The 13,191-nt window shown below is 48.3% G+C and carries 9 protein-coding genes and 1 tRNA gene; 5 read left to right on the top strand and 5 right to left on the bottom strand.

Annotated features, from left to right (window positions below):
• Window positions 1–12 precede the first annotated feature (12 nt).
• The 3 genes from B076_RS0101985 to B076_RS0101975 are packed head-to-tail and all read left to right on the top strand — an operon-like array spanning window position 13 to window position 3,964.
• A complete protein-coding gene (locus B076_RS0101985; RefSeq protein ID WP_028485829.1) occupies window positions 13–1,269 on the top strand; it encodes an aspartate aminotransferase family protein in 1,257 nt (418 codons plus the stop codon).
• A gap of 13 nt (window positions 1,270–1,282) precedes the next feature.
• On the top strand, window positions 1,283–2,566 hold the full coding sequence (gene doeA / locus B076_RS0101980; protein ID WP_028485828.1) for an ectoine hydrolase: 1,284 nt from the start codon (window positions 1,283–1,285) through the stop codon (window positions 2,564–2,566).
• A gap of 9 nt (window positions 2,567–2,575) precedes the next feature.
• Window positions 2,576–3,964, top strand: a complete 1,389-nt coding sequence (locus B076_RS0101975; RefSeq protein WP_028485827.1) for an NAD-dependent succinate-semialdehyde dehydrogenase — start codon at window positions 2,576–2,578, stop codon at window positions 3,962–3,964.
• 32 nt (window positions 3,965–3,996) lie between these two features.
• Here B076_RS0101975 and B076_RS0101970 read toward each other — a convergent pair.
• Window positions 3,997–4,073 (bottom strand) — tRNA-Arg (locus B076_RS0101970).
• 327 nt (window positions 4,074–4,400) lie between these two features.
• On the opposite strand from B076_RS0101970, the gene B076_RS0101960 reads away from it, so the two are divergent.
• Complete coding sequence (locus B076_RS0101960) at window positions 4,401–6,236, top strand: ammonium transporter (protein ID WP_028485825.1); 1,836 nt, start codon at window positions 4,401–4,403, stop codon at window positions 6,234–6,236.
• 37 nt (window positions 6,237–6,273) lie between these two features.
• Here B076_RS0101960 and B076_RS0101955 read toward each other — a convergent pair whose 3' ends face one another.
• The 4 genes from B076_RS0101955 to B076_RS13325 all read right to left on the bottom strand — a co-directional run bounded on the left by B076_RS0101955 (window position 6,274) and on the right by B076_RS13325 (window position 11,592).
• Window positions 6,274–7,776 (bottom strand): thymidine phosphorylase family protein, encoded by a 1,503-nt coding sequence (locus tag B076_RS0101955; RefSeq protein ID WP_028485824.1) that lies wholly within the window; start codon window positions 7,774–7,776, stop codon window positions 6,274–6,276.
• Window positions 7,777–7,904: 128 nt separating this feature from the next.
• On the bottom strand, window positions 7,905–8,573 hold the full coding sequence (locus tag B076_RS0101950; RefSeq protein WP_084205678.1) for a DUF2202 domain-containing protein: 669 nt from the start codon (window positions 8,571–8,573) through the stop codon (window positions 7,905–7,907).
• Window positions 8,574–8,750: 177 nt separating this feature from the next.
• On the bottom strand, window positions 8,751–9,227 hold the full coding sequence (mrtJ, locus tag B076_RS0101945) for a JDVT-CTERM system glutamic-type intramembrane protease MrtJ (RefSeq protein ID WP_051347110.1): 477 nt from the start codon (window positions 9,225–9,227) through the stop codon (window positions 8,751–8,753).
• A 127-nt stretch (window positions 9,228–9,354) separates the two neighbouring features.
• Entirely contained in the window at window positions 9,355–11,592 is a 2,238-nt protein-coding gene (locus B076_RS13325; protein ID WP_028485821.1) for a choice-of-anchor O protein, read from the bottom strand.
• Between the two features lie 381 nt (window positions 11,593–11,973).
• On the opposite strand from B076_RS13325, the gene B076_RS0101935 reads away from it, so the two are divergent.
• Window positions 11,974–13,077 carry a YeeE/YedE family protein gene (locus B076_RS0101935; RefSeq protein WP_245566298.1) on the top strand — a complete coding sequence of 368 codons (1,104 nt, stop codon included), beginning with the start codon at window positions 11,974–11,976 and terminating at the stop codon, window positions 13,075–13,077.
• Window positions 13,078–13,191 lie beyond the last annotated feature (114 nt).

The raw sequence follows: 13,191 nt of genomic DNA, 5'->3' as shown, positions 1-13,191 counted from the left end.
GGGGTGGTAGTTATGGATTGGTTTGCAGCTTATGAATCCGATATTCGCGCTTACAGCCGGGCTTATCCAGCTGTTTTCGTCAAGGGAGACAATGCCCGCCAAGTCGATGAAGACGGCAAGGTCTACATTGACTTCTATGCTGGTGCAGGCGTGCTCAACTTTGGGCACAACAATGCCAAAATGACCAATGCCATGGTGGACTATTTACAGTCCGGCGGGGTCATTCACACCTTGGATATGATGACGCCTCCAAAACGTAACTTCATCCAAGCCTTTGTCGAAACGATTTTACAACCCAGAAACATGGACTATAAACTCCAGTTCATGGGACCCACCGGAACCAATGCGGTAGAAGCGGCATTAAAACTTGCCCGCAAAGTCACCGGACGGGAACAGGTCGTCTCCTTCACTCAAGGCTTTCACGGCATGACATTAGGCGCACTGGCCTGTACGGCCAACAGCTACTTCCGCAACGCCGCCGGAGTCTCCCTAAACAACGTCATACGCTGGCCGTTCGAAACCCATGAAGGCGGAGGGCTGGACAGCCTGAATACCTTGCGCGCACTCTTTAAAAACAGTTCCGGCGGCACCGAACCGCCGGCGGCTTTTATGGTTGAAGTCGTCCAGGCAGAAGGCGGGGTGAACGTTGCAAGCACCGAATGGATGCAAGCGTTGCAAAAACTGGCAAAAGACCTGGGAGCCTTGTTAATTGTGGACGACATCCAGGCCGGATGCGGCCGCACCGGACATTATTTCAGTTTTGAAGAGATGGGGATTCAACCGGACATCATTACTCTGGCAAAAGGAATCGGCGGCATCGGAACACCGATGGCGATGAACCTGGTTAAACCGGAACACGACAAACATTGGCAACCAGGGGAACATACCGGCACCTTCCGTGGTCAGAACCTGTCGTTTGTCGCCGGAAGAGAAGCGTTACGTTACTTTGAAGACAACCGTTTTATGGAAGAGACTCGAACTAAAGGCGAGATCATGCGCACCGCGCTTCAGGACATTGCCGACCAATACCCGGAGAAAAACTTCAAGGTTCGCGGCAAAGGCATGATGCAGGCGCTGGACATTGGCGATGGAACCTTGTCAAAAGCCATCGCCAGAGACTGTTTTGAGCATGGCATGCTGTTTGGACCTTGCGGAATAGGGGGTGAAGTCATGAAACTGATTCCACCTTTGACCATTCCGGAAGCTGACCTGCAGAGCGGATTGGCCATCTTTAAAGAATCCATTGATCGCTTGATCAAAACGGCGTAAGGAGGGCATAGCCATGAGAGAAAGAGACGATATGACCTTTCCGTTTTCCGAATATCAACGCCGGATTAACGAATTGCGCGTACGTATGGCGGAACGCCTGCTGGATGCCGTAATCATTTCCGATGCCGAAAACATTTTATACCTAACCGATTACCAGACAACCGGCTACTCCTTCTTCCAGGCCTTAGTCGTGCCACTGGAAGGCGAGCCATTCATGGTGACGCGCAAACTGGAAGAATCCAACGTCATTCATCGTACCTGGGTGGAAATCACCCGCCCTTTCCCGGACACAGGGGACGCAATCCAAATGCTGATCACTTCTTTGGTCGAATTTGGTCTGGCGGGTAAAACCATCGGTTACGAGCGGAATTCCTATTATTTTAACGCCTATCATCAAGATGTATTCCGCACGTCTTTCATGCGCAGCCGCCTGATGGACTGCTTTGGAATCGTTGAAGAGAGCCGCATCTGCAAATCGCAATATGAAATTGACGTGATGAAAAAAGCGGCTTTTGCCACCAAGGCGGGCATGCAGGCTGGCTTGGACGCCGTACAGGCCGGTGTAACCGAAAACGAAATCGGCGGTGCGATCAGCCAGGCGATGTTTGCGGCCGGCGGTGAAATTCCTTCGGTCATGCCTTATGTCACATCCGGCCCACGCACCATGATCGGTCACGCCTCCTGGGAGGGAAGAACCGTTCAACCGGGCGAGCATGTTTTTATCGAAATCGCCGGCAGTTACCGGAAATATCATACCGCCATGATGCGTACCGCAATCTGCGGCGAATTGTCCGACAGCATGTACCAGGCACAGGAAATCATGAAAAAGGCGCTCTCAGAATTGCGCAAAGAGTTGAGGCCCGGCCTGACCGTTTCCGACGTCGATAAGATGGTGCGTAGCATTCTGCATGAAAACAAGGTTGGCGCACGCTTGATTACCCGCTCAGGTTACTCAATCGGGATCGCTTTCCCGCCTTCCTGGGATGAGGGCTATATTCTCAGCCTCAACCAAGGGCAATCGGATATTTTAAAGCCGGGGATGACGTTCCATATCATTCCGTGGCTATGGGGCGTTGACGGCGATAAAACCTGTGGGATTTCCGACACCTTTTATATTACCGAAGACGGTTGCGGTTCGTTCTTTGATGACTTTGAACAAGACTTTGTCATCAAACCGGATACGGGCAAAAGCAGAGCGAATGATAAAACGGTTCTGCCGATTGAAAACTCAAAAAACACTTCGTCAAAAACGGACCTTAAGCAGAGCAAAAAGTCCTCTCAAAAACACGCCAAGTAAGGAGATAAAATGTTAGTAGCAACCAACCCATATACCGGGCAAGAAGCACATCGTTTTCCTCCGCTGGAGGATCAGCAGATTGCCACTGCAATCGAAACCTCGGTCGCAGCGTTTCGACACTGGAAGTTAAGCGACTTTAAGACACGATCCGAATTATTGAAAAAAGTCGCTGAACGAATGCGCGAGGACAAAGAACGGCTGGCCATGCTGATGACCCTAGAAATGGGCAAACCGATCACAGAAGCTTACGGCGAAGTGGAAAAGGCAGCATGGTGCGCCGAACATTACGCCGAACATGGGGAGACGTATTTAACCCCCATCTCCCTGCCTTCGGATGCAACCCACAGTTACGTACAGCATCTACCCTTAGGTCCCGTTTTAGGCATTTTGCCGTGGAACGCTCCTTTCTGGCTGGCATTGCGCTTCAGTGCGCCTGCAATCATGGCTGGCAACACCTGTCTGATGAAGCATGACGAACACGTACCCGCCTGCGCCCAAGCCATTGCCGATATTTTTGCGGAGGTTGGCGAAAAAATCGGAGTCCCGCAGGGTTTGATGCAAAACCTTCCAATTCATCGTGAACAGGTTGAGGCGGTCATCAGACATGATGCCGTACAAGCGGTGTCCTTGACCGGATCGAGTCGCGCCGGCAGTCAGGTCGCCTCTCTGGCGGCCAGCCTGATCAAACCGGCCGTACTCGAACTGGGCGGCTCCGATCCAAGCCTGGTATTTGCCGATGCAGACCTGGATGCAGCCATCGAAGCCTTGACGATTTCAAGGATTATCAATGCCGGACAATCCTGCATTGCAGCCAAGCGCCTGATTGTTGAGGAATCGGTTTATGACGAATTCGTGGAAAAACTGCACGCCCGTCTTGCCGCCTTGAAAATGGGCGATCCGACCGATCCGCAAACCCAAGTAGGACCCATCGCACGCAAAGATTTACGCGACGGTCTGCACAGACAGGTCAAGATGACGATTGCCCAAGGCGGAAAGTGTCTTCTGGGCGGCGAAATCCCGGATCATCCGGGTTTCTTTTATCCCGTTACGCTTCTGGTGGATGTCACGCCTGAAATGCAAGCTTCCTGTGAAGAGACTTTCGGTCCAATCGCGGTCGTCATGAAAGCGCATTCCGAAGAACATGCCCTGGAAATGGCAAACGACACACCTTACGGCCTTGCTGCCTCTATTTGGACAGCCGATGTTAAAAAAGCGCAACAAATGGCATCCCGGATCGAGGCTGGACAAGTCACCATCAACGGCTTGGTAAAAACCGACCCACGCTTGCCAAGCGGAGGCATCAAACGCTCAGGATACGGCCGAGAATTAGGCCCACATGGAATAATGGAATTTGTCAATGTACAGCAAGTCTGGGTAGGACCCAAGGTCAATGACTAAACTAAGGGACTCTCTGAAAATAAAAGAATAAATGGCGCGCCCGAGAAGATTCGAACTCCCGGCCTCTCCCTCCGGAGGGGAGCGCTCTATCCAGCTGAGCTACGGGCGCGTATATGACACAAGCAGATGTGATATGCAGGTGGCTATTATAAAGGCTAAAAATGCCGAATGACAGCAAAGCCAATCAATTATTTGCAATTCAACCAAAGATCTCACTTTCCCCCAAAAACCAATTCCAATCTTTGCATTTTCAACCTCCACCCTGTCAATTACGAACCATTAAAGTGCAAAATGAATTAAAAAAATTTAATTTTCACCAATCACTAAATCAAACACAACAATCAATAAAACAACATATTGGATATTTATATTGAAAACTAACAAGGTATAGATTTTGCTTAAATTAAATAATTCTACTTAAAATACAGATGACGTTATGAGCGACCAACCGATTGACATTCTCTGGGTTCTGTTAAGCGCCACCCTGGTTGCCCTTATGCAGCCTGGCTTTACAGCACTTGAGGCGGGGGCTACCCGGGCTAAAAACTCAATCTCGACCGCCATTAAGAACATCAGCGACTTCTTCATTTCGTTTATGGTTTTTGTCGTTTTTGGTGCGGGCATTATGTTGGGAGAGAGCTTTAATGGAATCATCGGTTTAGACAGCGGTTTTTTCTATCTCAACCAGTTTTCTGACTTGACCATGGTATTGTTTCAAGCCATGTTCGCCTCGACCGCGGTCACCATCATTTCGGGCGCCATCGCGGAAAGAACCAAATACCTGTCATATTTGATCATTGCCGTGGTGGTATCGGTGTTCATTTACCCGATACAGGCGCATTGGGTCTGGAATGAAGCGGGATGGCTCGCTCAAATGGGGTTCATCGACTTTGCCGGCTCCACCGTCGTCCACTCGGTAGGCGGCTGGGCGGCCCTGGCAGCGATCCTGGTAATCGGTTCCAGGCTGGGACGGTTTGATGGCGAGAACACACTGTTTGAACAGTCCAACCTGGCCTACAGCGCCTTGGGCGTTTTTCTAATCTGGTTAGGATGGATCGGCTTTAACGGCGGCTCCGTACTGGCCCTCAACAACCTGACAGGCCTGGTCATTCTTAACACCCTGATTGCCGCCTCAATGGGAGGCATTGCCGGATTGATATTCAGTCGACTATTCACCGGCTATTTCAGAGTGGGTTCCATCATGCACGGCATTCTAGCCGGCTTGGTCGCCATCACCGCATCGGCTCATCTAGCTTCTCCTTATTCAGCCATGCTGATCGGAGTCCTTGGATTTATCGCCTACTGCATCGGTAAAGAACTGCTGATAAAATGGAAAATCGATGACGCCATTGAAGCGGTTCCAGTCCATCTTTTTGCAGGGATAGCCGGAACCCTTGCCGTGCCTTGGCTGATGACAGACGTGGACATTTGGGCGCAATTCAAAATTCAATTGACGGGCGTGATTGCGATTGGCCTGCTTTCTTTCAGCCTCAGCTACCTGATTTTGAAAAGCATCAATCACTTTTACACTCTAAGGGTCTCGGAATCTGACGAAATACTGGGCCTCAACATCAGCGAACACCAGGCCACCACCTCGATGTTTGATTTGGCCCAGGCCATGAACATTCAGGCTCAAAAACAGGATTTTAGCCACAAGATTCTGGTCGACCCCTATTCCGACGCTTCCTTAATCGCCGCCTACTACAATCATGTGATTCACGCCTTCAACCAAGTGAGCGAAGAGAAAGAGGGATTGCTTGCCGAAAGCTACAAAATTGCACACTACGACCATCTGACCGGACTGGCAAAACGCAGGTTATTAGTAACCGAACTGGAGCAGACTATCTTGAGTCTGCCGCACAACCCCCAGACACACGCCCTGTTATTCATCGACCTGGATGGTTTTAAGGCCATCAATGACCAATACGGCCATGACGCCGGGGACATTCTACTGAAAGAAGTAGCCGAACGCATTCAACACACCATACGCAAAACCGATTTAGCATCACGTTTTGGGGGAGATGAATTTGTGGTTCTGCTCGAAGGCATCCGCAATGAAAGTTTTGCCGCCGAATTGGCGGACAAACTGATTGAATCAATCAGTCAACCCATTGATCTTTCCAACCAACATCAAGCCCATGTTAAAGCCTCTATCGGACTCAAAGCGTTTGATCAAACCATGAACGTCAGTGTGGATGACATCCTCAAAGAGGCGGACAAAGCGATGTATCTGGCCAAAAAACGCGGCAAGGGGCAATGGGTTTCGGCTTGAATGGCCTACGATTAAGCTCTCAAGCCGCCGGCTTCACTCAGCTCGTCAAAGTAAAGCCCACATCGTGGCCAACCGCTTCTTTGGCAAAATTCATATCCGAACTGAATTCGGCATAGATGGTGTAAAGCGGCTCGCCTTGCTGAACCTGATCGCCCAGTTTTTTATGTAAATCCACCCCAGCGCCCTTATCCATAGGCGCGCCCGCCAAACTGGCAATACGCGCAATCTGGAAATTATTAATGGCCTTAACCTCTCCCGATTGCTGGGCCAACACCTCGTGTCGAATCCGACCCAACTTAGGGGGATGATGATTTTTTCCCTGAGCCTGCACAATGGCCAAAAACTTTTCCAAAGCGCGTCCGGAGTCGAGAATGTCTCGCGCAATCGCATAACCTTGGCCACCGCGAACATCGGGATCAAATTCAATAATCCTCCCCGCCAGATGCAACGCTTTCTCACGTAACTCGCGTGGAGCCAGAGGATCATTTTCCAAGACCTGCATCACATCCCGCGCCTCCAGCACCGGCCCTACTCCGCGTCCCACAGGTTGACGGCCATCGGTAATCACCACTTCCAGCTCAAGCCCCATGTTGTCACCCACATATTCAAACAGCTTTCTCAGCTTCATCGCGGTACTCTGGTTACGGATCTTGGCCGTCGGCCCAACCGGAATATCGACAATCAAGTGAGTCGCCCCAGCTGCGGCCTTTTTGGAAAGAATGGAGGCCACCATCTGCCCCGGAGAATCCATCGATAAGGGGCGTTCAACCGAAATCAAGACATCGTCCACCGGCGCAAGTTTGGCAGTGCCGCCCCAGGCAAGGCAGCCGCGTAATTGCCGGACAATTTTCTGAAGCTGCTTGATGCTTAGCTCCACACGACTGAACACTTCCATGGTGTCTGCCGTTCCCGCTGGCGAGGTAATCGCTCGGCTGGAGGTTTTAGGCATAAACAGACCATGCGCGGCCACAATCGGCACAATCAACATACTGGTGCGATTGCCTGGAATGCCGCCGATGCAGTGTTTATCCACCACCAGAGACTCGCCCCAATCGATCTGCTCTCCGGTTTTAAGCATAGCCTGCGTCAAGAAGAGTACCTCGTCCCGATCCATGCCACTTTCGGCGCAGGCCACCAGATAGGCGGTCATTTCGATCTTAGAATACCGGTTGGCTGAAATATCCTGGATTATCTCCAAATATTGTTCATGACTTAAGGAATTCCCGGCAATCTTACGGTGAACATAATAAAAGGAGTGGGGCTGACTGGCCGGGCAGATTCTGACGCTTGAGCCTTCCGGCAAACCAAACTGTTCGAACACCTGTTCACTTAAGCCCAGCTCACCCGGGGCGACGATGGAATCGTCATCCACCACATTCAACACCGCCACCACCGATTCACCGTTTTCACTGCTGTGCACTTCGATCTTATTGAGTGCCTGAAAACCCTCACTCTGGTACACCTCGCAGTTGCGGTGCAAATAAGCCACGTTTTCCTTATAGGTATCAATCGCAATGCTGCGCAATGTTAAGGTTGCCATCGTTGTATTGTTCCGTTTTCATTTGTCGTGCTGTGCTATTCATTCTACCCGCAATGCCACCCAACATCCTATGCGGCAAACACAAAAAAGGGGCCAAAAAGCCCCTTTATAACAATGGCACCGGAAGATTATTTCAAATTCGTGGTTTCCATCGGTGAATTAATGATCGCGTCAAACTCTTCCTGAGAAATAAACTGCGGCTCATAGGTAAAGCCTTTTTTAGTCAACACATCCCAAAAAGATCTCAGATGGTTGCGTGACCCTTTCATCAGTTCACTGTAAACCGCCACGATATCGTCATTACCTTCCACTACGGCAACAGATTCAGCAATATCTTTTATGTCCAACTCTTCAATCATATTCCCTACCTGAAGAGCACCTTCTAAGCTTTCAGACCCCTTGGCCACTAAGGCTTCATAGGTTTCCACAAAATGGTAATCGGTAAAGACTCCAATCGAATCGTCCACCACCGGATCCGCCAATTGATACTTCTCAATCAACAGTTTAATCGCATCAGTATGGCTCTGTTCAGACTTGGCGATATTTTCAAAGATACTCAGACCCCATATATCATATAAAGTCAGGTACACATCACGCGCCAGTTTTTCTTCCTCACGCATGAAAATCAAACCATGCTCCTCTTCAACCGACAAGGCCTCAATTGGCATATCCGCAACCGTCGCCTCAAGGCTCGTATCGGTTGACACAACATCGCTCGCCTGCGCCGCCCCTAGATTCATCATCATCGCACCGGCTAACACACTGACCGCAAATAAATTCTGGATTGAGTTTTTCATAATCTTTTCCTTTGATTCCTTTTGAAAAGTTGTCTCTCTTTCACGGAACTCACTATATGGGAAATTTTCACATTAATAAAGGTTAAGTTTTCTATCACCATAAATAAAGCCAGTTAATACACATTAGAAATTACTAATATGGATTGATTGAGAACCCTCTATATAAGCAAGAGGACATCAGGATAGGAAAATGAATACCGTCAAAAAAGAGGCGTTATAAAAGGCGTGAAGTAAAATTGAGGGAAGCACGGAATCGTAACGGTCACGAAACCAGCCAAAAATCAAAGATGGAATAAATACCGCCAAAGCCCAAAGCGGCGGATGATAAATAAAATGCGTTGCAACGAACAGAATACTCACCACGATATTCGCCCGGCTGATTCCAGCCAATGATTCTTGGAACCAGGTCTGCTGAAACAGCTTTCCCTGTAAAAGTCCGCGAAAAAACAGCTCCTCAATCAGCGGCTGCCAGAAAACCATAATAAACAAGGCCATCCAGGTAATCTCAAAAGGAGAAAACAGCTCGGAAAACCACAATAACCCCACGGCCAAGGCGAGCGGAGATAAGACCAATGCAAGGTAAAACCACTTCTCTTGTAAAAATTTACCCTTAAATACCAGCCCTAACTCAGACAACCAGAACGCCCTGTTCATTTAACACCTTCCACATCCCAATCAGAATTTTCATTATAAATCGCAGACCATAAAAAAGGCGCCATTCGATTGCTCAAATGGCGCCTTTTAAGTTAAAGGTTATTTAAACGCGTTATGCGCTTTGCATTTAACCTTGGTTACGGTAACGGCGGAAGCCTAGGAAAGCCAACGCAGAAGCCAAAATGGCGGGTAACACCGGATCAAACTTGGCATTGCCGGAAACCGTACATCCACCACTTGAAGAAGAAGACGTTCCAGCAGGATTCAAGGAAGACAATACAGCCTCGTATGGATCTTCACCGGTCACTTCACCATTCACGGCTTTAGAGAACATGGCATTAACGGATCCATCCGCTTTCTCTTCATTCCACACCGCATACAATGTTTGACCATCTGGTGTTGGACGTAGTTGAGATTCAAATCTACCTGATCCATCAGGATTATCAATTCTGACAATTGGCTCCATAGTCACGCCTTTATCAAACGAACGTGTATAGAAGATATCAACATCTGAAGGATCTTCTAAATGCGAAGCCACATTGGTTTGACTACCCCAGGCAATAATGAACGCATCTGGATTGTAGTTTTGCGCAGGGTCATCAGAGAATGGCGTTTTCACAAAACGTGGTTCACGCACATTCAAATCTAAAGTCGGCAAATTAGAGATATTTTTTGGCGCTGTCCAAGTATCGGTTGCACCATCATAATGTCTTAACCAGAAATCATAATTATCCAAAGTAGTATAAGTGGTCAATGCCCAGTCAGAGGTATAGGTATAACCAATATAAACATCATCTCCAACAATCGCACCACGATGCGCCAATGCATTTTCAATATTATTGGTTTCTGTTGTATCTTCTAAATTACCGCCGGTTTTGGTATTACTGCTCAAGTTTAGAGCAGGTTCATTAACCAAAACTGAGGACACTGCATAATCAGACGTTTCACAGTTTGCCGCTACCGCAGGAGACATATTGGTATGGCTTACCCCATTTCTAAGCAAACGAGTCACGATGTCTGATGGACCACCAGCGTCATACTGCCCCTCTTTCCAGAAAATAGCCATTTGTAATCCACTTGAACCTGGCGTAGCTTGCGGAACAAAACGTACACGACGTGCATTTTCTGCTGGATTGGAGATCAAACAACCAGACTGCCCTGGAACTCCATCGTCAGAATCATCCGCTAATGCACTTGGATCCATTGTATAAGGGAAACTGTGGTAACGAACGTATTTACCTGTTTCTATCTCTTCAGAGCCTTTTGTCTCTTCATAAGCAATCACAATAGTTGGTCCAACTAACCCTGTATTGGCACGTGTCGAGGCAGTTTGCCCCCCATCAATAGTTGCACCATCTACCGGATTACCATCTTTATCTTTAACCGTCGGATGCCCACCATTCAGCGTACTGGTTGTATTGTCAGTTAAACGTGCAATGGTATTTAAACCTGTTGTTTTACCGGCAATCGCTTTTCCTGTTTCAGGGTCCGTTTTCGTATCTATTTGGGTTGTCGTTGTGAACCAGATATCGGTACCATGATTAGCCGTTGCACCTGAAGCACCATGCCCTGGGCCATCACCACCCCCAATCTGCAATCCCTGAGGATCTTCTTGCCAAGCAATAATCGATTTACCGAGCGAATTTACTTTACTGGAATCCTGTTTGGCATCACGGGATCCATCACTTAACTGGATACCACCTGTTTCACTTCCTGCACCCCATGCAATAACACCTGCTCCTGAGACTGAAGCATAACGAGCATAAGTACAGCTAAAAGGTACTTCACGATTATTACGTGTTACATAGGAGACTGTTCTTTGATTCGTCTCACCATCCGCATCACCTGGCAAAGCATCACAGTACTTATCCGTCCAAGTAATCATGATATTTGAACCACCTTGTGAAATATTCGGTTTATCCGAATCCCCATAGTAAGATGTTCTAGCAGTGCTTCCGTCTAAGTCACCGTTAATATCAGTACTGATACTGGATAGTTCAGCCGTTCCTGAAACATTCTCAGGCGCACTCCAGTTTTCATCCAACGCGCAGTCTGTATTGATGCTGTCACAGGTACGAATGAAGATATCTCTTGCTGGACGTTCTGCATCATCTTTTAAATCATAAACAACTTTACTCGCATCAACCGCATCACCAAATACCGAAATCAATGCCCCATTTCCTAAGCGTATCAATTTGGCTTTATAAGCAGAATCTAAATCAGATGCTTGATTCGACAAATCAATCGGCTGCGAAAACTGCAATTGCGTTGTCGCTTGCTCTTGGACTTCATCCGCCGCATTGACTCCAGGTACCGTCATCGCCGCGGCGATAGCCGCCACTAAATATTTTTTTCTCAATTTCATTCTAAGTCTCCTTGTTGCTGAAAAAACGCCATTCAAACCAAGACATAAACCATGCTAATCAAGGCTCATCAACTTAATTTGAACGTATTGTTTATCTACAGCTTCAGTATATAAAAAAGGCTTAACGACGCCATCACCCCTTAGGGTTAATTACTTACTAAATTGATTTGAAATAACTTTTTCATCTCAAACATACACATTAAAATCCTCTGATATCAGTCCTTTTTATAAAAATAGGACTCTCATAAATTCACTTCATGAATAATCCATACATAGAATTTATTTATTATCTTTAATAAACAAAACTTATTAATATGAAATGTGATTTCAAACAGCAGATAAATGAATATGGTGCCCTTACTCCTCATCCCCGGCCTACTGTTGGCAACTTTTATAGGTCTGACTTTATGGTCTAATCCCTCCTCAGTGAACGACCTATGGGGGTTGATCCTGATTGGAGCTTTGCTGGGTGCGACACTGAACTATTTCCAATATGGATTCAGCAGCAGTTTCCGATCCCTGCTGAATGAAGGTAAGACTTCGGGCATGCGCGCCATCATCTGGATGCTGGGCTTGGCGATTGTGCTGTTCGCACCCTTGTTGGCGGTGGAGCAGTGGCAACAGCATAATTTCACAGGATTCATTCGCAGTTTGAGTCTGGCTATTCCAATCGGTGCCTTTCTATTTGGCATTGGCATGCAGATTGGCTGCGGCTGTACCTCCGGCACGCTGAATCGAGTCGGGCAACTTCAGCCTTTGTCTTTCACTACCTTGTTTTTCATGATGGTGGGCGGCACCTTGGCGGCTTTCACTTACAATGACTGGCAGAACTTGCCCAGCTTGGAACCCTTTGCATTTCAACTGAAATTTGGTTGGAGGTTAGGTGCATTCATACAGATTGCAATACTGGCAGGCCTGTATCTGCTGCTGACCAAAATCGAAAAGCGACGCCATGCCACACTGGAACCGCTTTATGACAAAAAAGCGTCCAAAAGAGCTGTTCACCCTTTTCTGCTGGCGGCGTTGAGCCTGGCTGTTTTGAACGCCCTATTGTTATTTGTATCCGGTTCGCCCTGGTCGATCAGCTCGATCTTTCCCTATTGGGGCAGCCGTGTCATCGACCTGCTGCAACTGCCAATCGACTGGCGATTTTGGGATTACAGCATGGAAAACACCACGCGCTTAAATCAAGGACTGTTCGAGAATCCGGTGAGCTTAACCACCATCGGTGTGATATTGGGCGCGCTGATTGTCTCGATTGCGCACCCCAGAGCCAAAATTCCGATGACCACCAAAGGCATGCTGGGCAGCATGGCGGGAGGCCTGATTATGGGCTTTGGCGCGGTGATGGCATCAGGCTGCAATATCGGCGCATTTTTCAGCGGAATCGCCTCGGGCAGCGCACATGGCTGGGTATGGTTTGTGTTTGCGCTGATGGGCAACTATGTGGGATTGAAGCTGAGGGCGCGTTTGTTACAAGGTTGAAACGACCAAAAGCCAACCATTCGGCGGCATCGTGAAGCGTAGCTGAAGGATATCCAGCCTTTTGTGCGACGATTAAGAGATCCCTCGCTATGCTCGGGATGCCAGGGCAATTGC

The organism is Thiomicrorhabdus chilensis DSM 12352 (genome assembly GCF_000483485.1).
GTDB lineage: Bacteria > Pseudomonadota > Gammaproteobacteria > Thiomicrospirales > Thiomicrospiraceae > Thiomicrorhabdus > Thiomicrorhabdus chilensis.
This window is presented reverse-complemented; position numbering and strand designations above follow the sequence as displayed.

Excerpts from the sequence above, each read along its gene's own strand:
- doeA (WP_028485828.1), top strand. The coding sequence starts at position 1,283 with ATGAGAGAAAGAGACGATATGACCTTTCCGTTTTCCGAATATCAACGC.
- B076_RS13325 (WP_028485821.1), bottom strand. The coding sequence starts at position 11,592 with ATGAAATTGAGAAAAAAATATTTAGTGGCGGCTATCGCCGCGGCGATG.
- mrtJ (WP_051347110.1), bottom strand. The coding sequence starts at position 9,227 with ATGAACAGGGCGTTCTGGTTGTCTGAGTTAGGGCTGGTATTTAAGGGT.
- B076_RS0101975 (WP_028485827.1), top strand. The coding sequence starts at position 2,576 with ATGTTAGTAGCAACCAACCCATATACCGGGCAAGAAGCACATCGTTTT.
- B076_RS0101955 (WP_028485824.1), bottom strand. The coding sequence starts at position 7,776 with ATGGCAACCTTAACATTGCGCAGCATTGCGATTGATACCTATAAGGAA.
- B076_RS0101960 (WP_028485825.1), top strand. The coding sequence starts at position 4,401 with ATGAGCGACCAACCGATTGACATTCTCTGGGTTCTGTTAAGCGCCACC.
- B076_RS0101950 (WP_084205678.1), bottom strand. The coding sequence starts at position 8,573 with ATGAAAAACTCAATCCAGAATTTATTTGCGGTCAGTGTGTTAGCCGGT.
- B076_RS0101985 (WP_028485829.1), top strand. The coding sequence starts at position 13 with ATGGATTGGTTTGCAGCTTATGAATCCGATATTCGCGCTTACAGCCGG.